25 protein-coding genes are annotated in these 24,150 nt (G+C 36.6%); 9 read left to right on the top strand and 16 right to left on the bottom strand.

Annotated features, from left to right (window positions below):
* Positions 1 to 62: 62 nt before the first annotated feature.
* A complete protein-coding gene (locus HEQ36_RS05985; protein WP_039201459.1) occupies positions 63 to 290 on the bottom strand; it encodes an ATP-binding protein in 228 nt (75 codons plus the stop codon).
* Positions 291 to 351: 61 nt separating this feature from the next.
* Here HEQ36_RS05985 and HEQ36_RS05980 point away from each other — a divergent pair, with 61 nt between their 5' ends.
* Positions 352 to 777 (top strand): DUF4363 domain-containing protein, encoded by a 426-nt coding sequence (locus tag HEQ36_RS05980; protein ID WP_168634894.1) that lies wholly within the window; start codon positions 352 to 354, stop codon positions 775 to 777.
* 220 nt (positions 778 to 997) lie between these two features.
* Here the strand turns inward: HEQ36_RS05980 and HEQ36_RS05975 are convergent, their stop codons facing one another.
* On the bottom strand, positions 998 to 1,438 hold the full coding sequence (locus HEQ36_RS05975; protein WP_053538501.1) for a hypothetical protein: 441 nt from the start codon (positions 1,436 to 1,438) through the stop codon (positions 998 to 1,000).
* 101 nt (positions 1,439 to 1,539) lie between these two features.
* On the opposite strand from HEQ36_RS05975, the gene petN reads away from it, so the two are divergent.
* Positions 1,540 to 1,626, top strand: coding sequence for a cytochrome b6-f complex subunit PetN (gene petN / locus HEQ36_RS05970; protein ID WP_013189847.1), 87 nt, complete (start codon positions 1,540 to 1,542; stop codon positions 1,624 to 1,626).
* Between the two features lie 7 nt (positions 1,627 to 1,633).
* The gene (locus HEQ36_RS05965) at positions 1,634 to 1,795 is read left to right on the top strand and encodes a hypothetical protein (RefSeq protein WP_168634893.1); all 162 of its coding nucleotides are present in this window, start codon (positions 1,634 to 1,636) and stop codon (positions 1,793 to 1,795) included.
* A gap of 486 nt (positions 1,796 to 2,281) precedes the next feature.
* On the opposite strand, the gene HEQ36_RS05960 is transcribed toward HEQ36_RS05965, so the two are convergent.
* The 3 genes from HEQ36_RS05960 to HEQ36_RS05950 all read right to left on the bottom strand — a co-directional run bounded on the left by HEQ36_RS05960 (position 2,282) and on the right by HEQ36_RS05950 (position 3,760).
* Positions 2,282 to 2,524: a DUF4327 family protein gene (locus tag HEQ36_RS05960; protein WP_028091717.1), complete on the bottom strand. Its 243-nt coding sequence runs from the start codon at positions 2,522 to 2,524 to the stop codon at positions 2,282 to 2,284.
* Positions 2,525 to 3,028: 504 nt separating this feature from the next.
* The gene (gene rbfA, locus HEQ36_RS05955) at positions 3,029 to 3,427 is read right to left on the bottom strand and encodes a 30S ribosome-binding factor RbfA (protein WP_039201470.1); all 399 of its coding nucleotides are present in this window, start codon (positions 3,425 to 3,427) and stop codon (positions 3,029 to 3,031) included.
* Positions 3,428 to 3,553: 126 nt separating this feature from the next.
* Entirely contained in the window at positions 3,554 to 3,760 is a 207-nt protein-coding gene (locus HEQ36_RS05950) for a DUF751 family protein (RefSeq protein ID WP_072033605.1), read from the bottom strand.
* Between the two features lie 65 nt (positions 3,761 to 3,825).
* Between HEQ36_RS05950 and HEQ36_RS05945 the strand changes: the two genes are divergently transcribed.
* Positions 3,826 to 4,662 carry a DNA adenine methylase gene (locus HEQ36_RS05945; protein WP_168634892.1) on the top strand — a complete coding sequence of 279 codons (837 nt, stop codon included), beginning with the start codon at positions 3,826 to 3,828 and terminating at the stop codon, positions 4,660 to 4,662.
* A gap of 361 nt (positions 4,663 to 5,023) precedes the next feature.
* On the opposite strand, the gene HEQ36_RS05940 is transcribed toward HEQ36_RS05945, so the two are convergent.
* Positions 5,024 to 6,244: a HetZ-related protein gene (locus tag HEQ36_RS05940; RefSeq protein ID WP_039201475.1), complete on the bottom strand. Its 1,221-nt coding sequence runs from the start codon at positions 6,242 to 6,244 to the stop codon at positions 5,024 to 5,026.
* A 407-nt stretch (positions 6,245 to 6,651) separates the two neighbouring features.
* Positions 6,652 to 7,311 carry an L-threonylcarbamoyladenylate synthase gene (locus tag HEQ36_RS05935; protein ID WP_053538503.1) on the bottom strand — a complete coding sequence of 220 codons (660 nt, stop codon included), beginning with the start codon at positions 7,309 to 7,311 and terminating at the stop codon, positions 6,652 to 6,654.
* A gap of 86 nt (positions 7,312 to 7,397) precedes the next feature.
* Between HEQ36_RS05935 and larC the strand changes: the two genes are divergently transcribed.
* Entirely contained in the window at positions 7,398 to 8,684 is a 1,287-nt protein-coding gene (larC, locus tag HEQ36_RS05930; protein ID WP_168634891.1) for a nickel pincer cofactor biosynthesis protein LarC, read from the top strand.
* A 62-nt stretch (positions 8,685 to 8,746) separates the two neighbouring features.
* Positions 8,747 to 9,664, top strand: coding sequence for a lysylphosphatidylglycerol synthase domain-containing protein (locus HEQ36_RS05925; RefSeq protein ID WP_168634890.1), 918 nt, complete (start codon positions 8,747 to 8,749; stop codon positions 9,662 to 9,664).
* Positions 9,665 to 9,746: 82 nt separating this feature from the next.
* Here HEQ36_RS05925 and HEQ36_RS05920 read toward each other — a convergent pair whose 3' ends face one another.
* From HEQ36_RS05920 to HEQ36_RS05900, 5 genes are all read right to left on the bottom strand, one after another.
* Positions 9,747 to 11,087 carry a TldD/PmbA family protein gene (locus HEQ36_RS05920; protein WP_168634889.1) on the bottom strand — a complete coding sequence of 447 codons (1,341 nt, stop codon included), beginning with the start codon at positions 11,085 to 11,087 and terminating at the stop codon, positions 9,747 to 9,749.
* Between the two features lie 191 nt (positions 11,088 to 11,278).
* Positions 11,279 to 12,751, bottom strand: coding sequence for a TldD/PmbA family protein (locus HEQ36_RS05915; RefSeq protein WP_168634888.1), 1,473 nt, complete (start codon positions 12,749 to 12,751; stop codon positions 11,279 to 11,281).
* A gap of 147 nt (positions 12,752 to 12,898) precedes the next feature.
* The gene (locus HEQ36_RS05910; protein ID WP_168634887.1) at positions 12,899 to 13,423 is read right to left on the bottom strand and encodes a hypothetical protein; all 525 of its coding nucleotides are present in this window, start codon (positions 13,421 to 13,423) and stop codon (positions 12,899 to 12,901) included.
* 8 nt (positions 13,424 to 13,431) lie between these two features.
* Positions 13,432 to 14,691 carry an AAA family ATPase gene (locus HEQ36_RS05905; protein ID WP_168634886.1) on the bottom strand — a complete coding sequence of 420 codons (1,260 nt, stop codon included), beginning with the start codon at positions 14,689 to 14,691 and terminating at the stop codon, positions 13,432 to 13,434.
* A gap of 149 nt (positions 14,692 to 14,840) precedes the next feature.
* Positions 14,841 to 15,053, bottom strand: coding sequence for a hypothetical protein (locus HEQ36_RS05900; protein WP_039202163.1), 213 nt, complete (start codon positions 15,051 to 15,053; stop codon positions 14,841 to 14,843).
* Between the two features lie 221 nt (positions 15,054 to 15,274).
* On the opposite strand from HEQ36_RS05900, the gene HEQ36_RS05895 reads away from it, so the two are divergent.
* The gene (locus HEQ36_RS05895; protein ID WP_168634885.1) at positions 15,275 to 17,434 is read left to right on the top strand and encodes a Tex family protein; all 2,160 of its coding nucleotides are present in this window, start codon (positions 15,275 to 15,277) and stop codon (positions 17,432 to 17,434) included.
* Between the two features lie 565 nt (positions 17,435 to 17,999).
* Here the strand turns inward: HEQ36_RS05895 and HEQ36_RS05890 are convergent.
* Complete coding sequence (locus HEQ36_RS05890; protein WP_168634884.1) at positions 18,000 to 18,806, bottom strand: Rpn family recombination-promoting nuclease/putative transposase; 807 nt, start codon at positions 18,804 to 18,806, stop codon at positions 18,000 to 18,002.
* 215 nt (positions 18,807 to 19,021) lie between these two features.
* Here HEQ36_RS05890 and HEQ36_RS05885 point away from each other — a divergent pair, with 215 nt between their 5' ends.
* Positions 19,022 to 19,252, top strand: coding sequence for a DUF433 domain-containing protein (locus HEQ36_RS05885; RefSeq protein WP_027402180.1), 231 nt, complete (start codon positions 19,022 to 19,024; stop codon positions 19,250 to 19,252).
* Positions 19,249 to 19,581, top strand: a complete 333-nt coding sequence (locus HEQ36_RS05880) for a DUF5615 family PIN-like protein (RefSeq protein ID WP_168634883.1) — start codon at positions 19,249 to 19,251, stop codon at positions 19,579 to 19,581. The genes HEQ36_RS05885 and HEQ36_RS05880 overlap by 4 nt, the downstream gene beginning before the upstream one ends.
* A 111-nt stretch (positions 19,582 to 19,692) precedes the next feature.
* Here the strand turns inward: HEQ36_RS05880 and HEQ36_RS05875 are convergent, their stop codons facing one another.
* The 3 genes from HEQ36_RS05875 to HEQ36_RS05865 form a co-directional block, all read right to left on the bottom strand.
* Positions 19,693 to 20,106 carry a hypothetical protein gene (locus HEQ36_RS05875; RefSeq protein WP_168634882.1) on the bottom strand — a complete coding sequence of 138 codons (414 nt, stop codon included), beginning with the start codon at positions 20,104 to 20,106 and terminating at the stop codon, positions 19,693 to 19,695.
* Between the two features lie 255 nt (positions 20,107 to 20,361).
* Positions 20,362 to 22,350: a UvrD-helicase domain-containing protein gene (locus HEQ36_RS05870; protein WP_290706978.1), complete on the bottom strand. Its 1,989-nt coding sequence runs from the start codon at positions 22,348 to 22,350 to the stop codon at positions 20,362 to 20,364.
* A gap of 234 nt (positions 22,351 to 22,584) precedes the next feature.
* Positions 22,585 to 23,919 carry a hypothetical protein gene (locus HEQ36_RS05865; protein ID WP_053538738.1) on the bottom strand — a complete coding sequence of 445 codons (1,335 nt, stop codon included), beginning with the start codon at positions 23,917 to 23,919 and terminating at the stop codon, positions 22,585 to 22,587.
* Positions 23,920 to 24,150: the final 231 nt, after the last annotated feature.

The raw sequence follows: 24,150 nt of genomic DNA, 5'->3' as shown, positions 1-24,150 counted from the left end.
TTTAGTGGTTACATATCGTGTAAACTACATACATATAGCGATCGCCAAAAAATCCCCAAAATTTATCTTAAAAATCTCTTAAAACTGTTATTCTGAGCAGAGCGTTCCCACTCATAGGCTGATGACCAAGCTGCGCTATTAGAGGCGACACCAATACCAGTATCCGCCACTTCCATAACTACAAAATCATCCCATTTAACGATTTTTATCCTGACCAGACCATCGTTAGATGGATATTGCAACGTATTTCCCAGCAAATTGTCAAGTTGCACTTTCCGAGTTCTTGACATTTGCTGTTTTATCATAGGAAATATTAACGGCACAAATAAAAATATCCATTAGGAGTTGACCATGAAGAATTTCAAACCAATGTTAATTATTGCAAGTATCAGCTTACTGGCTTTAGTAGGTTGTAACAAGCCCGAACAATCTGCTACCGAAACTACCCCAGCAGCAACTTCCAATTCTACAAAAAAAGTCCCAGGACAAAAATCCACAGTAAGTAATGCAGGTTTATTCGCCGTAGTCTCCAAAACAAAAAACGCAGTTACATCTGGCAATTTTGTCCAAGCTAAAAAAGAATTTGACAAGTTTGAAGATGCTTGGAAAGAAGTAGAAGATGGCATCAAAGCTAAATCCCGTAATAATTATGACGCTGTAGAAAAAAGTATGGATGAAATTTCAGGAGAACTCAAAGCTGCTAAACCCCAAAAAGACAAATTATTAGCATCCTTAAAGTCATTGGAAAAAACTATTAATACTATTCCCAAGTCTTAATAAAATATTGTGAGTTTGACAATATCTAAAATCTGACAACAAAGATCCCCGACTTCTGTGATCAATTTATGATTTATATACACAATCAATAAAAGAAGTCGGGGATCTGTCCATGAACGATACATCAGTCATCTAATTGAGGCTGGTAATAGGTGATAAAATACCTATTTTCATCCTGTTCATCCTGCTATCCTGGATATCCTGATTCTGACAATAAAATTCATGAAAAAGGTTTCAACCATTTCCATAAAATAGCAGTATCCAGAGCAAAAGCAGCCAGAGAAAACCACAATATACTTTCTCCTGCTAAGATTAAAAAAGGCAAAACCGGATTATTTATATCCCAACCAACTTCTATTTGAGTTAAACCCCGCACTAAACCAAAAGCCCAAACTCCACCAGTTTTGAGGTGAGGATTGGCATCTACACGGATAATATAACGATAGGTGACACCAAATAGAAAACCAGAAAACCCGGCTATGACACCATTTAATAACATCTGTAAATTTACTATATCAATTTTATCATAAGTAACTATTGGAAAATACTTATCTAGCCACAAAACATTAATAAAGCTGGTACTAAGAAAAGCTAAACCTAAAGATATGCTGCCAATTACTCCCGCTTTCAGGGATTCTAACCGTTCTGCCATTAATTCCATAATTTTTCTAACTCTCCTATCAATCTAGTTAATGAATCCACTGCATTTTCCCAGTATGATGGATATTAGAGCCGTTTTGTAATTATTTGAAAAGTAGAACTATGATTTTGACACTGGGTTGGGTATCGCTGTTAGTTGTGTTTACTTGGTCTATTTCTATGGTAGTTTGGGGACGCAACGGACTATAGAGGCATCGTGGAAAGTCCATTTTTGGGTATTTTAGCCTTATTTGGGGTGCTGCTGCTAGTAGGAGTTACTGGTGGTGTTGTTTATCTAACATTATCAGATTGGCGCGATCGCCGTCGTCTCGAAGACGAAACCCGCGAAGCCCGACGTAGCACTAGCAAGCGAAAATGATTCTATTGCAGCATATATATAGCTGTATTTTGCGTTAAACAGTGTTTATGTAGGGATAATAACTATTTCTATCCCTACATAAATTATACTTATATACAAGCAAATTTATCTATGAGAATGTAGATAGACAATGGGTTTCGGCGTGATCAACCAAAATAAGCGATCGCACCTGAGTTCGGTGTTAGGAGTTCGGAGTTTCTCCTTCGGAGACGCTACGCGAACAGAGTTATGATTTTTTCAACGAGATCATAAGGGTTTGAGACTCATATTTGGGGCAGTTTTCCAAAAATTATCTTATGTCGAACTCAGGTGATCGCAGTTTTACCGAAGATCTTACCCAACTTTATATCATTATTTCTTTGCGTCTCTGCGTCTCTGCGTGAAATGAAATTCAAGAAATATAGAAAAAAATATACCTGTTTATAGCCAGAAACTACAAACAAGTACAATCAAAAATAACAGTAGTTTATTAAAAAAACAAAATTATTAGTCGTTATCCCACTCTTCACGTCCGATTAAATCACCGATGCGATCGCGCAGTAAAAAATCACATTTCTCCAATTCACATTCTACACAAACCCACTCTCTAGCCGGGATAAACTGGCAAAGTGTATATATTGGCTGTTGACGACCAACCATTCCCCTTTCCACCAGTCGGCGTGCTTCGTCCTGAATAACATTCAGAGAGTAGTAATTGTAATTGATAGAAGGCACCGTATTCACAGTCATGGTTTTTTTCTCACAAAATTACATCAAAAATACATTTAGATAGCGTTCCCGTTATGCACGAGGAACAAACATGGCAATAATTAAACCTGTGTCCAGGGTTTTGTAGTTTGCTATACGGAACTATTATCATTTTGACGCTATACACCTCCAAATTATCTAAAGAAATGTTAAGTTTGTCAACAAAGGATGACATTCATGGTATTTCAACTTGATATTCCTAAGATAACAGCAGTTAAGTTTACTAATCAAACCTAGATATTTACATTTTTAACATTAACTTGTATTAAAATTATTAAAATCATACTAGATTTGCTTTAGCGTTAACTTTATTAGCATATATAAGTCTATGATTTTTGACCTCTATCCTAAGACACAAGATTTGCAATACCCATAACTCTCTAAAAATAGGGAATCAAGGCATTGCCTATTATCCCCACCTAGAGTGCTTTAACTAGCAACAAGTTCCAGATTTATTTATATTTTGGTTAACTTTGCATTAATAAATCATTCAGCCATCTCTTCTACTACCTCATCCACACTTGCTGATGCTCGTTGTTGCTCCAGTTGGTTTAATAAACTCAGCACCTTAGTACCTCGTTCTATAGAACGATCTTCCACAAAGATCACTTCTGGAGTCCGTCTTAATCTGACTCTAGCCCCCAATTCACTGCGAACGTAACCCGTAGCTGACTTTAAACCAGCCATTGTTTCCGTTTTCGCTTCCTCCGTTCCATAAATACTCACAAAGATGGTAGCGTGTTGTAGATCCCCAGAAACATCCACATCGGTAACACTGACCATTCCCGTACCCACACGGTCATCCTTAATACCGTTGAGTAGCATTTGGCTAACTTCCCGTTTAATTAATTCAGCAACGCGGGAAACGCGGCGATTTGTAGCCATATAAATTCCGCCTTCTCACAGAGGTTTAATAACATGATTCTAAACGTAAATGAAAGTGGACGGTGCTTGACGTGATAAAATCAACACCAACAGTCCAATAAACTCAACCCTTTCCTGGCTTTTGGTTTACATTGAACTCAATCCCAGCATAGCCCGCACGGTAAGCGTTACGAAAAAAAGACCACCAGTAAACAAACCTAAAATAGCCATCAGCGTCACAGGACGTTTTAATAATGGAAACAGCGGCTCAAGGGTGTTTAGAAAAATACCCAAGACGATACTAACTAAATACCGAGGGTAGCGAAAGACGTTATCCCAAAATCCATCAAACATTTGAATTTAGACTGCCTTATTATAGACTTTATTGATTAGTTAGTTTTTAGTTTAATCGTAAGTAGATGGTAAGTCAAATCCCTAAACAAACTTACCCACGACCATTTTTAAAGTGGGCTGGGGGTAAAACTAGATTGATTTCGCAATATAAAGACTATTTTCCCCAGCATTACCAGACCTACTATGAACCATTTTTAGGGGGTGGAGCAGTTTTTTTCCATTTGCAACCATCTCATGCAGTTTTAACTGATATTAATGCAGATTTAGTTATTACTTATCGGTGCGTTAGAGACAATCTTGAAGAATTAATAACTTTACTGCAAGCACATCAGCAAAGACATAATTCAGAGTATTACTATGATCTCAGAAATTATCATAATGGGACAGATTTAACAAAAGCGGCTCGGTTTATTTATCTGAATAAGACTTGTTTTAATGGGCTGTACCGGGTTAATTCTCAAGGAAAATTTAATGTCCCTGTAGGTAAATATAAAAATCCTGGTATTTGTCAAGAAGAAGTTTTGCGAGTCGCATCGTTAGCACTCCAGAAAGTAGAAATCAAACAAGCAAATTTTGCAGAAGTGTTGAATTATGCAACTGGTACTAATGACTTTGTTTATTTTGATCCTCCCTATTATCCTCTAAATAAAACTAGCAATTTTACAGCTTATAGTAATTTCTGTTTCGACGAGAATCAACAAATAAAACTCAGAGATATTTTTATTGAATTAGCTGATAAAGGTGTAAAAGTTATGTTATCTAATTCTGATTGTCCATTGATTCGTGACCTTTATAGTGATTTTAATGTTCACACCATATCAGCAGCAAGGTCAATTAATTCTAATGCCCAGAAGCGAGGGAAAATAACTGAAGTATTAGTAACTTCTTATAGAAAATTGTAGAAATCGTAGGTTGGGTAGAACGAAGTGAAACCCAACATTATAACATCTAAGTAAGTTAACACAATAAAACAAAACTGTGTAAAGAGATGTAAAATCGCTGAAAACTTCTTTACTCTTGCCTTACTAAGTAGTGAGACAGAATTAATTACACAATGTCATTGCGTAAGCGTTGCGTGGCGTTAGCCATATGGAACGAAGTGAAATGAAACAATTGCAAGGGTTGTGATTGCTTCCCTTCGCTCGCAATGACTGTAAATATTTTTGTCCATTACTTATAACAACAATTTTTAACGCCAACCTACTTAACATTTCCATGAAAATGTTGGGTTTACTTGCGTCAACCCAACCGACCAGATGGAATTTAATTATTTTTGGTTTCAGCATGACCGTTACGAATAGACCATGCTAATTCCAACATTTGTGTCCAGCGTTTTTGCAGTTGTTTCGGAGTACATTGAACAGCTTTAGAAATAAGTTGATCACTTTGACAAGCGGTTTTTAGTTCAAAAATTTGTTGCTGCTGTGGTGTGAGTTGATTCCAAAAAATATCCCATTGCTGGGAAGATAAACCTAACTTATGTTCTAAACCAGCACCTAACCATTGATGAACTAATTGCCATTGGTGCTGTTTGGCAAACTTCTCAACATGATATTTAAATCTTTGTTGTAAATAATCGCGTTGACGACTGGTTAAACCGAGAATTTGGTCAATTTCCGGTGCAGAAAGATCCTGGAGTTTGAGAGTCAAGTAATTCATACAATCAGATTGTCCTTGAGACTCCAGATATTTCATCAATTCGGTAATCACGCGATTGCGTTCCGACTCTTCAGAAGGGTCAAAACCAGGTTTAGCAATCATTTGTGAGCGAATTTGCTGCACTGCCACATTGCGTTGATAAGATTCTGCTTCTTCCGTTTTCGCAGAATCCACTGCCATTTCAATATCTACAGTAGTTTCTTGGGGTTGACGACGGGCAAAACCTTGAGCGCGTAAAACAATTAGTTGTTGATTAGCACCACCAGGTAAATTAATCCGGCGTTTGGCATATTGTTCTGTAAATGCCATATACTCAGCTACTTGTAACTGAGTACGGGGGGTGTAATCTTCAGGTAGTTCGGTTTCTCGACGGAAAGCTTTAATTGCTTCGATATAAAAAGCTTGTAAAAAATCTTCAATCAGATTGTAACGAGCCTCAAATCCTAAATCTGAGCCTGCAACAGTTACGTGACGATAAACAATTGCGCCTAAGCTGCTGTGTAATTCTACTCGTCCTTGTTTAGAACCAAGTTGATAGTAACGGAGGCACTTTTGTAAGCGATGTCTTCCTAATGTAATTTGCCAAGACTGAATTTGTCCTGAGTTTTGAATGCGGGAGCTTTTATCACATATCCGTTCTACTTCTTTGGCTATGCGTCCAACAACATCTTGTACACCTGAAGTGGCGGATTTAACTTGAGATTGCATCTCATGGGATAAAAGTTGTACTAATGTATCGCTGGTAGGAACAGACAATTCTTCAAGAGAAATATAGCTATCAAAAGCAGATGTAGAATTAGGCAGATTGGCGATGTTAGCTTTCATGACTTTTCTATAAAATTGGTATTGCACCTTAACTCAAACGCATATACAGTATTTAAGGCCAGTCTCAGGAGTAAAAATCTTTGGGGATTTATGCCTCAAAACTCACCAACTAGACTCCTGATATGTAAACACTGTAGGAAATTTCCAAAGTTAAGGGCTTGTTAATTGTGTCGCTTTATTTTTAGCAACTAAATCAAAGATGGCATAATAGATATTCACTCTGAGGACAAATTGCCAAAACCTTAGTCATGCTAAGATTGGCCGATAGCCTGTGTGGCGTAGCCATAATTTCATGACTGGGATAAGAGTGCCTGGGAGGATGACAATTTCAAAATTGGAGTCAGGTGATCATAATAATTAGCGCAACGGAGTCCAAAACAAGGGGTTGCACTTATAAAGCTTTATTCTTAAACCCAAGTAGCTACAGCTTCCCAACCTAAACCTCTCCGAATAATAACTGGTTCTTCATCGGTCAAATCTAAAATGGTAGACACTTGATATGTAGGTTCTTCGGCAGTGTCGATAATGATATCTACCAATTTATCCAAATGGTCGTATAAATCTACCCGTGACAACATTGGTTGTTTTCCATTTTCAACTATTTCCTGGTCTTCGTCATTTGCTCTAACATGAGCCGAAGTAGAAATAATTGGGTTTCCTAACGCTTCCATTAATGCCAAGCAAACGTTATGATTTGGCACTCGAATTCCTGTGGTTTTGCGTTTGGGATTTTGTACTAGTCGCGGTACTAATTTGGTAGCAGGGAGCAAAAAAGTGTAGGGTCCTGGTATTAACCGCTTCATTAGTCGGTAGGCTGTATCACTTACGAAGGCATAAGTCGCCACATTGGAGAGTGAGGGACATAAAAATGTCAGTGGTTTATCATTTGCTAACTGTTTGATTTGCCGCACTCTTTCCACCGCCGACTTGGCATTCAAGTCACAACCAATTGCATAAACTGTATCTGTAGGGTAGAGCATGATAGCGCCACCTAATAGCGCTAACTTTATTTCCTCTATTCGGCGGCTTTGAGGATTATCAGGATGAATGGTGAATATTTTGGCCATAATGATTATTGGTGATTGGTAATGGGTGATAGTTTTCTTCTTCCTGACAACTGACGACTGACAACTGACAATTAACAAATAAATTTATGAATAAAATTGTTTATCTTCAATGTCCAACAGGGGTTTCTGGTGATATGTGTTTGGGGGCGTTGGTTAGTCTGGGTGTGCCTGTGGAGTATTTGATAGAACAACTCAATGGCTTGGGAATTGAGCAAGAATACCGATTGTGGGCGGAATTGGTTCACCGTCAAGGTCAACAAGCGACTAAGGTTCATGTAGATTTGGTTTCTCATCATCACCATCATCATTCTCACAATGAACATGATCACAACCACACCCGTCATTTGCCAGAAATAGAGGAGATGATTGTTAAGGGGAATTTGCCAGTGCGGGCGGAAGCTTGGAGTTTAGCTGTTTTCCGACAGTTGGCAGTTGCAGAGGGGGCTGTTCATGGCATCGCACCGGAAAAAGTTCATTTTCATGAAGTGGGTGCGGTGGATGCGATTGTGGATATTGTTGGTACTTGTTTAGGGTTGGATTGGTTGGGTATTGATAGCGATCGCTCAGGTTTGCCTTTGCTATACTGTTCTGCATTTCCAACGGGAGGTGGTACTGTTAATGCGGCACATGGAAGAATGGCTGTACCAGTACCAGCGGTGTTAAAGTTGTGGGAAATGCGGGGTTGTCCAGTTTATAGCAATGGTATTGACAGAGAATTGGTAACACCAACGGGGGCGGCGATCGCTACTACCTTGGTTCAAGACTTTGGTTCACCACCACCAATGACTATCAAACAGGTAGGATTAGGGGCGGGTTCTCTAGATTTACCCATTCCCAATATACTACGGCTTTGGTACGGTGAAAATGAATCTTTACAGACTGATAACTCTAATTTAGCGGAATATTCCCCAAATTTAGAAACGATTACTGTCCTAGACACTCAAATAGATGACTTAAATCCTCAAGTATTTGGTTATGTATTTGAGGCTTTATTTGCTGCGGGTGCGGTGGATGTGTTTACTCAACCGATAGGGATGAAAAAGTCACGAACTGGAATTTTATTAACTGTGATTTGTCATCCTGAAAATTTAGCTAGTTGTGAAGCGGTGTTATTTCGAGAAACTAGCACTTTAGGCATTCGTCGCACTACTCAAAAACGGGCAATTTTACAACGAAAAATGCAAAATGTAGACACTATTTATGGAACAATATCGGTAAAAGTGGCATGGACAGGAACAGCTACAGAAAAGGTAATTACTAATGTGCAGCCAGAATATGAAGATTGTGCAGAATTAGCACGAAAAAATAATATTCCTTGGCGAGAAATTCATCGTTTGGCGTTAGAAAGTTGGTATTTGCAAAATCAAAATTAACAAAAACACAAAAACAAGATCCCCGACTTCTCTAAGAAGTCGGGGATCTAAATCCTTTTAAAATGAAGAAAATTATCCGGTGGTTGATTTTAGGTGGAACGCTGTTTTTTTTATTGAAAGCGTTAAAAGATAATTGGTTAGGAGTTAGTGCTATTCGGATTAATATTACCGGATGGTTAATATTAGCAACTGCTACAAGTGTAACTTTATTGGCACATATTTGGGCAGGTTGGATTTGGACTTGGGTACTCAGGGAGTTAAATCAATCTGTATCTGCTATTGAGTTTATCCAAGTTTATTTAAAAACGAATATTGCTAAATATTTACCTGGGAATGTTTGGCATTATTATGGGCGAATTATAGCGGCTAAAAATGCTAATATCCCTACGAATATTGCCACTTTAAGTGTTTTGTTAGAACCACTATTAATGTTAGCAGCAGCTTTAATTATTATTGTTTTATTTGGTAGTCAACTTATTGTTAATAGTCTGAATTTTAATTTGATTATTCTCCAATTTTTAGCTTTAATAATTGTCTTAGGTGTACTTGATCCCCGATTTTTAAACCCAGCAATTCAACTTTTAGATCGTTGGAAAAATAAAAAATCTGCTGGAGAAAATCAGCTAATTGATATTTTTATAATTAACCGCTATCCGGTGAAACCATTATTAGGAGAATTAGTTTTTTTAGGGTTGAGGGCTGCTGGATTTATATTAACTATAATGGCGTTAACTTCGGTAAATTGGGAGCAAATACCCTTATTAGTGGGAGCTTTTAGTTGTGCTTGGGTATTGGGGTTAGTTGTTCCTGGTGCGCCTGGTGGCTTGGGCGTGTTTGAAACCACAGCGATGTTACTGTTACAATATCATTTTCCGGCGGCTTTGGTGATTAGTGCGATCGCTCTTTATCGTCTGATTAGCATCTTAGCAGAAACCGTCGGCGCAGCCTTAGCTTCGTTATTTGAACGCATAAGCAATTAGCTATCTCTCCTCTGTGTCCTCTGTGCCTCTGTGGTTCGATAAATTAACCTTAAACCACAAACGCACAGAGTGAAAAAAGATATTAATCCCCAGTAATAGAAAGTTCACTTACCCAAACCTTAGGTGCAACTCCTCCTGGAGTTAATTCCACCTCTTTTTCCACATAAACAATAGATTTCAAAAGTTCCAAGAAATCACCAGCTACAGTTGCAGACTCAATACTGGTTTTTTCACCCTTATTAATTAACCAACCATCAAAAGGTAAAGAAAAAGAACCTTGTAAAGCCTTAACACCCGCATGAAGAGCTTGTAAATCATCAATTAAAATCACATTTTCCGCAGTTTCCAAACTTAATTCCTGTTCAGGAGTTCCTGCTGCAAAAACGTGATAAAAATTAGGACTGACGCTTACTTTTGCGCCAATACTAGCATTACCTGTAGGTTGAGCATTTAACCGTTTTGCAGTTCCCGCACTATGCAAAAAGCTAGTTAAAATGCCCTTTTCTATTAACTTAATTTGCCGGGTGGGAGTACCTTCACCATCAAAACTTTCAGCCCCAATATTAGCGGGGTGTAAAGCATCATCATAAACTGAAAGTAAAGGTGAAGCCAGTTCTTTACCGATATCATCAGTTTTTGATAAACTTTGATTATCCAGAATACTTTGGGCGTTAAATAAATTGGAAAAAGCCCCCAACAAACTTAAAAAAGCTTCAGCAGAGAAAACTACTTGATATTTACCAGTTTTGATTTTTTCATAATGCAAATGACTGATGGTTTTATCAGCAGTTTCTTGAATACAACCTGCAATATCTAAATCAGCTACACTTTCCTTAACTCGATAAGCACCAGCACTGCGGGGTTTTTTATTTTCCTCTTCAGTTTTGCTGTACAAATAAATAGAAGCTAAAGAATGAGATTCAGTTCTCACAGCACCATCACTATTGAGATAAAATCTGTCAATATCTCTTTGTGCTAAACCATTATAAGGCACACTTGTAATCGCAGGATGTTTTGCCATTAATTCTTTTTCTGCTACTAATAGTTTTTCTATTAGTTCAGAAACAGGTGCTTGCAGGGCTTTTTTCTGATGTGTATTAGGAATAGGAATAGTTGCTTCTGGACTAAAATCAGGAACATTTTCTTTCACCCCAAAAAAGCTGGCTTCGTAAGCAGTTTTTAAAGCTAATTCTAATCCTTGAGGATCTACATCTGTGGTGCTAGTAACACCCATTGTATTTTCTTCATTCCAAACTCTAACTGTCACCCCAGAACGATTGGAAGCTTTGACTTGTTTGGGTTCACCTTGGTCAACTTGAACGCTGGTATCATCTACAGTTGAGCCATAAATATCGAATTTTTTAATGCCAAGTTTGGCAGCATTTTCTTGAGCGTAGGTTGCGATTTCTTGAATGTTAGACATGATTGAATTAATTTTTGAATTTTGAACACAGATGAACGCAGATAAACGCGGATAATATGGTTTATCTGTTTTTAGCTCAATACAGTTTAGTTAAAAATTTTTTCTTCTCTCTGTGTCCTCTGTGCCTCTGTGGTTCGTTTAAAAAATGACTTTCACAAAGAGTTCTAAATTTAACTAAACCGTATTGGTTTTTATCTGCCGCCAACGGTAATAGAGTCAACCTTAATGTGGGGTTGTCCAACTGTTGTGTAAATGCTGCCACTAACAGAACCACAAAAGCCGGGAGCTAATTCTAAATCTTGAGAACATAGGGAGATTTTATTCATGATTTCCTTAGCTTCACCGATGAGAGTAGCACCTTTTAATGGTTTGGTAATTTTGCCATTTTCTATTAAGTAAGCTTCATCAACACTAAAGTTAAATTGACCTGTTGCGCCGACACTGCCGCCACCCATTTTCTTACAGTAAATGCCTTTATCAACGGAGGCAAATAGGTCTTCTGTTGTGTGTTCACCACAATCAATATATGTATTTCGCATCCGACTAGCGGCAGCAAATGTATAATTTTGACGGCGGCCACTACCTGTTCTGGGGTGTCCAGTCCGCACTGAACCGGTTCTATCAGCTAGGAAGTTTTTGAGAATGCCTTTTTCAATTAATAATGTTCTTTGAGCGGGCATTCCTTCATCGTCCATATCAATAGTCCCAAAGGCGTTATCAGTGCGTCCTTCATCCCAAGCAGTCAGGCTTTCATGGGCGATTTTCTCACCTTTTTTATCGGCAAATGGTGTGGTTTTGTGTTCAATTTGAGTGGTTTCTAAAAGGTGTCCACAGGCTTCATGGAAAATTACACCGCCAAAATGATTAGCCATAATAATGGGGTAAGTTCCTGATTCTACGTAATCTGCATAAAGCATTTTACCGGCTGATTCGGCGATTTGTTCGGAGGCTTGTTGATAATCCCAGGTTCTCAGGAAGTTAGCGTCACTGGTGTTACCAGCACGTTCGCCAATGGAGGCACGGTTAGCACCGTCAGCACAAAGTAGGTTAAACCCAACGGATTGGGTGAGGCGGATATCACGGGCAAATGTACCGTCACTGGCAGCAACTAATACTTCTTGCCAATCACGGAAGTAGGAAGCGCGGCGAGATTGGACGTGGGTAGCTTTTTTGTTAAGTTGGGCTGTACCATCAAGGAGGACTTCTCCCATTTCGCGGATAGAACTGCACAAGGGCAGCCAACCGTCTTTACCGCGTTTTGTGGCGTAGTCTCTGAGTAATTCTAGGTTGATTTCGGGGATGAAACCAGTGGGGCCAGGTAGTTGTAAGCCTAAGATGGAAAGAGCTTTTTCTAAGGCTGCTTTTAAACCGGCAAATGTGAGGTTGTTGGTGCTAACGTAGCAGTCAGCTTTGCCACGAAATACTCGCACTCCCGCACCGGTTGATAAACTGGGAGAAATGCTGGTGATGGTATCTTCTTCGGCTAAACAACTGATGTAGTTGCGGCGTTCTAAGAAGTATTCTACAAAATCTGCCCCAGCGGCGCGTCCTAGTCCCAAAAGGGTTGCCAGGGGGGCTTCCCAAGTGTCATCGAAGCGTTCTGTGGTGGATGAATATTGTAAACTGGGAAGTTGATTTGAGAGAAGTAGGGTGTTTGTAAGCATGAAGTGCCTCGTCTGCTGGCGTTATCTACAGATGTGACTGAAAAAAAATTCTGGTGTGTTCAGTCTAACAAATCTATGAAAGTCGTTGTTGGCAGTTAGGCTGTAGGGTTTTCCGCCATTTGCAGATGAATTTAGTTCATACTCTCATTATTTTCCACGACTACTGCGGCGTGTAGGTAGGTTAGGTTGTGGTGGTTCTTGAGATTTTAAACCATTATCATCAGTCAGAAATTCTACATGAAAACCTTTTTCATGATAGTAATACCAACCCAAGACTACAATACTCGCATCTCCCATAGAAGTTTTTTCTACAGCTTGATTAGGAAATTTATCTGCTAAATTTTTCAATCCTTCTGCTTCCCATAGTACAATTTGTTCACGAAAAGCAGCCCAAGGACTTGTTTCATCAGCAGCATAAATCATGATTTGGGCAAATTTTTCTGATGTTATTCTTTTACTATCTGAATTTGTAGTTTTAGCTTGGGCAATATGATTTCCTGTTTCTATAACTGTCGCTAATGGAAGTACCAAGGTTGTTCCTTTTTCAATTTCTGTGAGAATTTTCTCGTTAACAAGTTCAAAATCCCATTTATTATTACCCGCAGTTTCTTTACCTGGAACTTTTAACCAAACGCACAATAAAGATGTATCTATTAATAAAACTTTTCTCATATTTTTAATTACTCCCCATGAGAAAGGCTGCGTTCAATTGCGCCTTTAGTTGTCATTTGTCCCAAGGAATAAGATGCAAATAATTTGGGGAAGTTGTCAATATCTTCTAAGAGGGTAAGTTTACTTTCTCCTGTTTCTGAATCTCGATGTGCAACAACTACAAAGGGAACTATTTCCGAACCAAAAGCATCTAGTAAAGCTGGGTTATGGGTTGTGAGTAAAATATCAATATTGCGTTTACTGCCAATTTCTTTTAATATTTTCACCAATAATGCTGCACGGGAAGGATGTAAACCATTATCTATTTCTTCTATAACAATTTGACTACCTTCAGGACGGGTTAATAATGCTGTGAGAATGGCTAGAAAGCGTAATGTTCCATCTGACATACTTCTCGCATCAATTTCTATAATTTCTCCTGATTTCCATTCTTCTTGACAGTAAAGCATTGCGTCTGTACCCAATCTTCCTACTTTTTCTGCCCATACTTTTTTAATATCACCTTCTGGTAAATCTTTGATATAGTAAGATAGATTTGATTCAACTTCTATTTTTTGTTCATCTGGTAATGCTGCTAATACACCTCCGATATTTGAACCATCACTTTCTATGTTTTCAGAAAGTCGTGAAAAATCACGCATTTTGGAAGGAATGGGATTGAGTATGAAAAGATTTTCTAAATTAGAAATAATAAATTCTTGAGCTTTCTTTTTTGCAGGGAAGAAGTTATCTTCAAGCTCTTTACCTATAATTAGACTACCATTTTCACCAATTTCATGATAAATATTATTAATAATAAGATCACTAAAATCAAAATCACGACCTATTTTTTTTATGCCACTTTTAGCATTAGATTGTATTTGTTTTACAGTAAATTTTGTTAATTTATTAGAAGTAGTATCTTGGGTGTATGTATGACTCTCAATATATTCCTTTAGAAATTTACACTCAGGTAGTGTTTGTGTTTTTATAACATATAAATAATCTGTTTCATCATCCTCACCTGAAACTAAAGCTTTTATTGTAAACTCATTTTCACCTTTTCTTGCAGCTAATTCCACACCACCGCGAATAGAAGGGAGTGTTTTATCTCCTGATAAAGCTGCTTCAATATTTTCACCATTAGCTATTCTTTGCAAAAATTCCAAAGCTTCAACCACATTAGACTTACCACTTGCATTAGTGCCAATAAGTACAGTTAAAGGATCAAGTGGAAGTTCAGCATAGCGGAAACTTTTCCAATTTTCGAGAATGAGTTTTTTCAGCATAGTCCAAACTATATATTTTATCTTTAAGACTAAGACTATAATATCTTTTATCCAACTATCAACACCCTCATTTCTCTCAATTATTATTTTATAGAGGGTGGATAATTGCTGACTTGATTGTATTTCGTCTCTAAATTGCGAAAATTGATTTAAAACCAATTTTTATTCAGCAGTTTGTTACTGACAATAACCACAAACATCAACATACCAAACTGAATTTGCCAAGGTGATAACACTAAACTTACAATAAAAATGACGGCTGTGAAAACACCTGCAATATTGGTGATTTCATCATCATTTCTTTGGAAGAGATAGCCAGTCATTACACCTGTAACTAATGTTATTAAGAAAAATAAAGGCATTTTCACTAATCTCCAAACTACGAGCTACTGTTTAATACCAGTAAACTTAAATCATTCTAGGGAACGTTATTGATCATATACTTAAGTAAGACAAAATGGCAACAAATTTATTCTCAAGTGATGAAATTAGCTATTTTCAAATGATGCCATTATTTGCTAAATTAAGTTAACACTATCTATTCGTGCTGGAATCAATTTAACACTTTCAATTTAAATATCCAATGTTGAACATTTCCCAACTCCTCGCAACTGAACTAAAACTTAAACCCCACCAAGTACAAAACGCCCTAGAACTCTTAGCAGAAGGGGCAACAATTCCCTTTATTGCGCGTTATCGTAAAGAACGAACAGATGAAATGGATGAAGTGCAATTACGGGATTTACAAGATAGGCATAATTACTTAACGGAATTAGAAGAAAGAAAAAAAGTAATTGTGAATGCGATCGCTCAACAAGATAAACTTACTCCAGAACTACAAGCAAAAATAGCATCCTGTTTACAAAAAACCGAACTGGAAGATTTATATTTACCCTATCGTCCTAAACGTCGGACACGCGCTACCATTGCCAGAGAAAAAGGGCTAGAAGCACTGGCTACATTTATTAAATCCCTAAATGTTAAAAATGGTATTTCCGCATCTTTAGAGGCAGAATCAGCAAAGTATATTTCGGAAACCTTGGGAGTAAAAAGCGCAGATGAAGCTTTAAAAGGTGCGTCTGATATTTTAGCTGAAGAAGTAGCAGAAAAAGCAGAATCACGCGCATATATCCGCGATTATCTGTTAGAAAATGGGGTATTTATTTCTCGGATTAAAGACGAACATCCTGAAGGGACAACTAAATTTGAAATGTACCGCAATTATCAGATTAGAGTCAAAAATATCGCCCCTCATAATCTGTTGGCATTATGTCGAGGAGAAGATGAAAAAATTCTCAGTTTTGAAGTTGCGTTTGATGAAGATTTTGTGCTGGTTTATTTAGAATCTCAAGAAATAAAAACTCAAGTTCGCAATATTCGAGATTTTTATCAAGTCATGTTAAAAGATAGTTTTAACCGCTTGATGAAAACTTCCTTAATTAGCGAAGTAACAAACGAGAAAAAAACCTACGCTGACATAGAATCAATCAAAACTTTTGAAACCAATTTACGAGAATTGCTATTATCCGCACCAGCAGGAATGAAACCGACAATGGCTATAGATCCAGGTTTTAGAACCGGGTGTAAAGTCGCTATATTAGATGAAACTGGGCAATTTTTAGAGTATCAAGCTGTCTTTCCCCACCAAGCAGCAGAACAACGCCAAAAAGCCGCCCAAACTATTAAAAAATTACTTGAAAAATACCAAATTCAATTAATCGCTATTGGTAACGGTACAGCGTCACGAGAAACAGAAGAATTTGTTGCCGAAGTATTACCAAATATAGCCCATAAACCAGTTAAAGTCATGGTAAATGAATCTGGTGCATCTATATATTCCGCCAGTGAAGTAGCTAGAGAAGAATTTCCTGATTTAGATATTACCGTGCGGGGTGCAATTAGTATTGGAAGAAGATTGCAAGATCCTTTAGCAGAATTAGTCAAAATAGATCCTAAATCAATTGGTGTAGGACAATATCAACATGACGTTGATCAAAAATTACTGAAAAAGAAATTAGATGAAACCGTCGAAAGTTGTGTTAACTATGTGGGTGTAGACTTAAATACAGCTTCTAAAGAACTTCTCACCTTTGTTTCGGGAATTACCCCAACCATAGCTAATAATATTATTGCCTATCGTAACGAAAATGGCGCATTTAAAAATCGTCGTCAACTCTTAAAAGTAGCCAAACTAGGACCTAAAGCCTTTGAACAAGCCGCAGGGTTTTTAAGAATTCGTGGTGGTGAAAACCCCTTAGATAATACCGCAGTTCATCCAGAAAGTTACTCTTTGGTACAATCTATCGCGGCTGATTTAGGAGTATCCTTAAATCAAGTGACACAAGTTGCAGAAAACCTCAAAAAAGCCAACATCAAAAAATACGTTACCGAAACCATTGGAGAACCAACCCTGCGCGACATTCTCAGCGAATTAGAAAAACCAGGCAGAGATCCTCGTGCTGAATTTAAATATGCTACCTTCAAAGAAGGAATCAAAGAAATTAAGGATCTAACCGTAGGAATGCAACTAGAAGGAATTATTACCAACGTTGCTAACTTCGGTGCTTTCGTTGATATTGGAGTCCATCAAGATGGTTTAGTGCATATTTCCCAACTTGCTGATAGATTTGTAGATGATCCGAAAAAAATTGTGAAAGTTGGACAAGTCGTTAAAGTGCAAGTTTTAGAAATCAACGAAAAACTCAAACGCATAGGTTTATCAATGAAAGGAATCAAACAATAATTACCTCTTTCTGGCTTGTTATGTTAATCATAGCCCCTCCCTCGCTTGTGGGGCTACCGTGTACACACATCCTTACCCAAAGCGAGTTTTCCACAACGAGAAAGAATTTAGAGAAATCCACACAAAAGATGATCCTAGTGCTTACGCATTGACAAAGTTTTCTAAATATGTAATGTAGATTTTATCTCTTGTAGGGTGCGTCAGACCCAATAATTTAGTAAGGGACTTCCAAGAAATAAATTATCCTAATTAACGAACCACGGAGGCGCAGAGGACACAGAGGAATAATGGTTTGAGAGATTTTTGCGTTAGGTGATTGAGTATTTTTTTATTTGGAAGTCCCTAAGAGAGTTTTTGAATTTGTCATTGCGACCCCCAGGGAAGCGATCGGAAAATCTCTGAGTGAAGATGAGATTGCTTCATTCCACTAAGGGACTTTTGCTATTAGACTGGGAATTGATTCCCAGGCGGGCTATGGGTTTTACGTGGTTTTACGTTAAGTTGACACCAATGAGCAGTCCAGTCTAAAGGACACGGGGATTCTTAAGACCAAAGGAGTCGTTTTTCATCTGTCCTTTGTATTCTGTTGTTGAATAATCTCGCTAATTTCTGCCAAACTTAAGTTTAAAACTTGTGCGATTTGTTCTCCAGTTAAACCCAATCCTATCAATCCAGGAACTGCATCTAACTTGGCTTTGCGTTCACCTTCTTCCTTTCCTTCTTCTTTTGCTTCTTGATAAAATCGGGTTTGTTTTAACTCACTTAATCCAAACATAGCTTCTATTTCCTCTCTATTCATTCTGGGGAACTTGTAAATTAAAATCGTCTCGATGATTTGTAATACTTGTTGCTGTTGAACTTCAGAATCTATCTCTTGCTTAGTTCTTGTGATTAATTCTCTGGCTTGGATAATAGAACTATCTTTCTTAGCGATGATTAGTTTTATTGTAGCAACACCAATTGGTAAAGATGCTATATCTTCTAATTCATCAAGATAAATAACTCTGACTCGTTGGCTGGTGAAGAATTCTTGATAATGCTGAATATCTCTTGTATCTATGTTGCGGGTTGGATAGATAACTACAGCATTCCAGTGATTTTTAGGGTTGTTTTGGCGAATGTAAAGAAATATTTCGCTAAAAAGTCTATGGTAGAGATCCTTGTCTAATTGAAATTGTACTTCTAAAAAGTAGATCGGGTTATCTGTATTTTGGTTAGGTAAGAAAACTCCATCTATTCTCAAGGCTGTTTGTTTGACTTCAACTGATGAAAATTGATAAAGTTCGGCTAGTTGGGGGGAGTTACCAATCAGTTCAAAAAATATGCTAGGTATTTCTTGAAACAATCGGTAAAATATGCTGTCTGTTTTCATTTTAAAAAGTTGTTTTTGGCGATATCCAGGTTTTTATCAAGTGTTACCCCAAATGGTAGGGTATTAAAGCCTAATTTTTATAAAGAACTCTATTAGATTCTGTCATTTGCAAAGCAAGACGATATCGACATAGTGCTATAATTCCTATAATTCAGTTTATATTGTACTACAAGTTTTTTCAGAAAATCACTAAAATAGAAATGCATTCGCTACTTATGAATTACAGAGACTATATTACAATCGAACCCAATAAACGCGGTGGTAAGCCTTGTGTACGTGGCTTGCGAATCACAGTTTATGAGGTACTTGAATACCTAGCTTCTGAGATGACCGAAGCAGAAATTCTTGATGATTTTCCCGACCTAACGCGAGAAGATTTAAAGGCTTGTATTGCTTATGCGGCCGACCGTGAACGTCGGTTAATGATTTCGACTTTATCAGCATGAAATTACTATTTGATGAAAACTTATCGCCTAAATTATCCATCCGTTTGAGCGATATTTTTTCAGACTCGCTTCATGTTCGGGATGTAGGGATGAAAGCAACAATAGACCCGATAGTTTGGAATTATGCAAAAGATAATGATTTGATGATTGTCTCGAAAGATGCTGATATGCACGATCTGAGTTTAGTGTTGGGGAATCCTCCAAAAGTTATCTGGCTTAGACTGGGAAACTGTTCTACCTTACAAGTTGAAAATTTACTGCGTCGGGAGTTCAGCACAATCAAATTATTTTATGAAGATGAAAATTCATCATTGCTTGCTCTATCATAATCGCACTGAAAATTTAGAACTGCATTCAAACCAGTAATAAGGTGCGTTAATGAAATGTAACGCACCCTACAGGATTGGCTGCAATAATTTTTGAGGGTTTAAATTAGCTATTTATCTATTTCCACATATAACACCAAATAACGCACCAGGGTGAATTACTTGTTTCCACTTTGGGCTGGTGGAAATTACTGCCAAAGGCTTACCATTTGCAAGATAAATCAGAGGTGGATAATTTGCCCGTGAATTATAAGCACTATAGTCTGAATAACGACTGCCATAATCCCCGTACTGATTCAAGATACTTATGCTTTCATAGCGACTGCCATAAGTACCATAGGGATTACAGATGGAATTATCATCATAACGATCACTAGAAACATTACCTAAAAATTGACCAGTCTTAGGATGAAGTAAGAAGGCATTACCATCTAAATCAGATAAGCTTTGAGCTTTACTCATTGTATTTGTAATACCCAAAAAGCCCAAAGCAAATGCAAAGACTAACGCTGCTTTTGTAAATTTCATACTACTTATTCTTGTATTGTATAGAAAATTAATCTGAGTTATGGTTTAAGAATAAAACCCAGCGATAGTAATGGATTTGTTCGGTTTCACTGTAGTTTAAGCAAACCTACTGTTCAGATTTAATTCAATTATAAAATCAGTATTGCCATAACAAAATACGTATAAGTATGTATTTTTGAATAAAGACCATTAAATCTTGAGAGAATCAAGCTAATTTAAAAGACAGAAATATGATACTTTTAAAAAGTAGTGAAATCAGAAGGGTATATCAGGGCTATCAGACTCGAGAATATCCACTTCTGTACCAGTAGCAGAAATATTATCAATTACCGGAGTACATAAGCCTTGATCAACAAGATAAACTGCTAATTCATTTTCTTCGTCGTCATAAAACTGTACTTCAATTCCCACAGCTTGAGAAATCCAATTGGCATTATTAAAATATTCTGGAACTGAAAAACCTTCTACTGGATAGGTACGATACCAAATTTTTGTTTTATTCCATCTATAACCTTCCGCTTTCAACAAATCCCTAATTGTGTAAGTACCATTGCTACCTTTGCCATCCTGATTACCAACTTTAACAGTAATATACCGTGTATTTCCTACACCAATAAAAGGTTGATAATCTGACCAATTTAATACAGAAATTTTCGTCCTGCTATTTAATTCGTCAAGAAAAGGTGATAAATTTTTACTTTCTGTGATAATAAATAAAGTTTCAACTGCACGAGTTAAAGCTACATAAAATAAACGTTTTTCTTCATTTACTACAGATTCAATGCTATCACCAAACACACGGGTAAACATTAAATCAGGATGTATTAATGGGTAACAACTACAAACTGCATCAAGTATTATAACTACTTTTTTCTCAGAACCTTTATACTTATGAGCAGTTGATATAGTTACCAATTTTTTTGATGCTTCAGGAAGGTATGAATGCACTAATTTTAAAAATCTAGGAAGTGTGCTATTTTGTGATCTACTCTGTAATCTGGTATAATTCACATCCCAGGGTAAACTATTTTTTCGACTGAGTAATACTACTTCTTTACCTTCTTTAATAGTCTTATTAATTAAACGTAAAATAGCAGGTGTTATATTGTCTCTAGGATAATTTTCTTGCTCTGTGGGAGTTGGTTCAAAACTAGACATATCAACAATATTTACTATTCCTGATATGGTTTTATGAGCGCGAGCAGGAATACCCAAATCTTGCATTAACTTATTACCAATATCAACAATAGAAGTAGCTGAACGGTAATTTGTAGATATATTTAATTGCTGTGATGGATGGAATATTTTGTGAAAATTATCATAAAATAGGAGGTCAGAACCAGCGAAACCATTAATTGCTTGCCAGTTATCACCAACACAGAAAAAGAGGGCTTGAGGATTTTGCTTTCTGATGGCTTCTATTAGATTATAGAATAGTTCCGAAAAGTCTTGATATTCATCAATCATGATGTATCTGAGACTCTTTAAATCACCAACTCCTGATTTACGGCGAAATATGGTTTGTCCTGATGCAACTGATGCAACTACTTCTATCGCTTTCTGCATTAGTCCATCGAAATCTTCTTCACCTGTGACTTCAAGACGTTGTAGATAAGATTGATAAAACGTCTTTGCTAAATTCAAAAACTGCTCTTCAATATTGCTAACACATTGGTGTTTATCAATGATTGCAGCTAATTTATCTGAAGTGAGAGAACGTTTACGACAACGTTGAACAAATCCCTCTACTAGCGTTGTAAAGCGATCTATTGCTCTGTCTTTTATCCTTAACCAAATTTGCTCTTCACTCAAATTTTGACATGAAAAACCTAAGTCTTCTTCAAGATAGTCCTTAAGTAATGCACAAAAAACTTCTATTCCCTGATAACTTACTTGATACTTTAAAATTTTTGGTGATGATTCTATAACCTGCCAGGTAGGACGTTGTTGCAAATATTCCTGCCTTTCATTAGAGATTCCATTATAACCTGGTTCTCCTTCGATTTCTAAATATTCAATGACTATATTTTGTTCTTCTCCAGTAAATATTGTGAAACTGGGGCGTTCATTTATATCATTAGACCAAAATTTACGTCCATACTTATATTTAATATCATGTTCAAATAAAAAATTGGCAATTAGTTTTTCCCCACAAGATTTATACTCCCGTCCATCAATTCCCTTTCTGAGTAATGAGCGACGATAACGAAGCATTTCTTCGGGAATTTTATCAGCAATTCTCATTTTGAAAAAAATAAGATAAAATTCTCTTAATTTAAGTGTAAACCCTGTATTAAATTATTCTTTTTTAATAGATAATTATCATCCGACGCTGGAGATAGATAGGGTTTTAAAAATCTTTAAAAATCTAGACATGAAGAATTGATTTCAACTTACCAATCTAGCTGAAATTCTAAGCAAATTTATAGTTTTTTGAATAAATAACTTTCTCCTCCTCTTTCAATATATTGACATTTTTCAACCAGAATTTATTTTTTTAAATGGGACATATTCCCTGAGAATAAATGAGAAAAAATCCGACCAATCTTTAAACCAAATAAATTTTAATAGGCTACGCATATCATTAAAAAAAGAAGTTCGGGTTACTAATAACTCACGAACTTTCTGATAGGTATAATTAACTAAATCTAAAACAGTATGAAATAAAAAAGCTAATAAATTCAAAGACAATAATAACTCACACAAATGATTTTCTCCATGACCAAAGTTATGCTCTAAATTATAACCGTGATTTTTAAGAATGTTATTCCCTTCATTCTCAACTTTCCATCTGCTGCGTGCAGCCTTGACAATTTTTTCAACATTATTTTCAGTGATCTTATGATTAGTAATCCAATTATTTTGGTAGATGATTTTCTGTGTTTTTTCATTAATAACAGTTACTTCGCACCAATTAACTTCGAGACTGGAGTCTTCATCTTTTAAGGGAACTCTAGAAGCATAACGATAACGATAAATTAAATTTTTTCGTCCATCCCATTGTTTGGTTTCAACGGTTGCAACTTCTCCACTTTTTTCTAAGAAGTCTAGCCATTCATATACAGTTTTATGCGACGCTTCCAGACAAACAAAAATAAAATTATAACCTTGTTTTAGAGCTAGTTCACAAATAGGTTGGTGAGAGTACAAGTCGTCCCCTAAAAGAGTTGCAGCATAACCATACTTGTTTTGATGATTCTTGTTTAACCATCTTTTAACCGCTGCATTTTCACAATCTTGTTTTTGATGCCCATCTTGCTTTTTAATAAATTCTGGTTCTAAATTAATTACTTGTTTTTGATTAGGAGAAACTACAATGGGTGTGACACAGCCATGAAAATAAGTTGTAGTTCCATTTCGATGATTACGACAATTACAATGAGGGCAACTAATTTTTTTAGATGAGAAATATTCTGTCCCATCTAAAGCGATTAAAATTTCTTCATCTAAATAGACAAACTTTTTCAAAACTCCATTTTTATTTAACCATTCATAGACTTCTTGAAAAGTCATAAAGATAGTAGCGGCTGGAACTGGATCTAACAAATTTCTTATTTGATTATCACAGGGGATTTTCTTAATTGAAAATAAACTTTCTGCGTTATCTTTTCCTTTATTGCTTTTCATTAATCTTTGATGCTCTAAAAAAGACGCTGACTGCGTAAAAAAGATTGAAAATGCTGCCATCACTGCGTCTTCTACCTGATATTTCGTATTATTTCCAGGTTTTCTTTCATCAGGTAAATCATGTAATTGTTGACGTAAAAATTGCATTAATTCAGGAATTTCTAGTGTCGCTGTCTTTGGAGTCATGTTTGAGTAATTTGATGCACTATCAGATTTTTAACTCACCGATTTTACATCATCTGACAACAATTATAAATTTTTATTTCCCTTGGATTCCCTATTCTAAAACCCGAACGATAAACTGGATTTTCCCCATTCGTTGTCAAGCAATCTCTCTAGTTTATTGAGTATTCATACTTATTTTTCAACCCGACTGTTTTTTTAGCCAGAGGCAATGGCTAAAAAATAGTTACTTTG

The sequence above is a fragment of the Anabaena sp. 54 genome (assembly GCF_017355725.1).
Taxonomy (GTDB): domain Bacteria; phylum Cyanobacteriota; class Cyanobacteriia; order Cyanobacteriales; family Nostocaceae; genus Dolichospermum; species Dolichospermum heterosporum.
The sequence above is the reverse complement of the archived record's forward strand: the minus strand, read 5'-3'. Positions and strand labels throughout refer to the sequence as shown.